Annotated in this window: 2 protein-coding genes; one reads left to right on the top strand and one right to left on the bottom strand. The window is 49.4% G+C overall.

Features of this window, described 5'->3' with window-relative positions; translation table 11 throughout:
- The first annotated feature begins 198 nt into the window (after positions 1 to 198).
- Positions 199 to 711 (top strand): superoxide dismutase [Cu-Zn] SodC, encoded by a 513-nt coding sequence (gene sodC / locus KDK19_RS18965; protein ID WP_257255467.1) that lies wholly within the window; start codon positions 199 to 201, stop codon positions 709 to 711.
- Between the two features lie 148 nt (positions 712 to 859).
- On the opposite strand, the gene KDK19_RS18960 is transcribed toward sodC, so the two are convergent.
- The coding region (locus KDK19_RS18960; protein ID WP_257292625.1) for an ankyrin repeat domain-containing protein at positions 860 to 1,351 on the bottom strand (492 nt) is incomplete at its 5' end.

Below are 1,351 nucleotides of genomic sequence, written 5' to 3'. Positions count from 1 at the left end.
CAGAGCACCTGCCCAATAAGCCAGAAATATTCGATTCCGTATGGCTGAGTACTTAGCCTGATTATTCATGCCGTTCAATAGATTATCTTTATCGCCAAGATAGATTCTTTTACCTTGAGCTGATGCTAGACAGACTTTTTAATAGTCCTGATGCGAATGCGGCTGTTTCGCTAACTTATAAATTTTGAGGACGATATTATGAAAAAGTATATTGTGCTACTTGCAGCGACACTAGCGTTGCCAGCAATCGCAGACATTAACATTCCTATGAATCTGGTAAGCGCGCAAGGGGTAGAAAAAACTATTGGTACTGTGACAGCTAGCGAAATGGAATACGGTGTTGTGTTGACCCCAGATCTCAATAGCCTGACGCCTGGATTACACGGTTTTCATGTGCATCAAAATCCCAGCTGCGATGCCAAACAAAAAAACGGTAAGTGGGTAGCAGGCCTGGCAGCAGGTGGACACTATGACCCTCACGGCACTAAAAAGCATGCTGCTTCCTGGGGAGATGGTCATCTCGGTGATTTGCCCGCTCTTTATGTTGATCACCATGGTTATGCTAATCAAGCGGTGTTAGCACCACGCTTGAAATTAGCTGATTTAAAAGGTCGCTCATTGATGATTCACGCTGGTGGCGACAATCATTCCGATCACCCCAAAAAACTAGGTGGTGGCGGTGCCCGCATGGCCTGTGGTGTTTCCAGTTAAGGTAACTGCCTATTGGCACTGCTGCTTAAATTGATACCCTCTTAGCGACGGGGATTCCTACAGCTAGAGGGTCATGTCCGACCGCAGTGCATCCCTTGCCCAATATTGGGATGAACCGCAGTAGGACAGCCTTAAGTCCGACAGGCTGCTAGAGAAAATGACACATTACTTCTGTTTCATTCACCGCCTCTCCTTCCCACTCTGCCCCGGCATTGATCAGGAGGTTAACGCAGTCGGTATAGCCCAGCTCGGTCGCGATGGACAGCGGGGTGGCACCATTCTTAGCCGGGGCGTTGAGATCCGCTTTGGCTTCGATCAGGCTTTTCAGGATGTCAGTATGGCCCTGGTGGGCAGCGATGAGCATCGGGGTGACACCATTCTTACTCTGGGCGTTGACATCCGCTTTGGCTTCGATCAGGAATTTTACGCAGTCATTCTTATTTTCTTGGGCAGCGATGCACAATGCGGTGCCGCCATCCTCAAACCGGGCGTTGAGATCCGCCCCGGCGTTGATCAGGCGTTCGACGATGTACTTGTGCCCCTTACGAGATGCCAACATCAAGGGAGTGAAATCACTATATATAGCGGCATTGACATTGACTCCTTCTGCCAGTGACTTCTCCACCTGATCCAAATCCCC

The organism is Endozoicomonas sp. ONNA1, from assembly GCF_024606325.1.
GTDB lineage: Bacteria > Pseudomonadota > Gammaproteobacteria > Pseudomonadales > Endozoicomonadaceae > Endozoicomonas_A.
The sequence above is the reverse complement of the archived record's forward strand: the minus strand, read 5'-3'. Positions and strand labels throughout refer to the sequence as shown.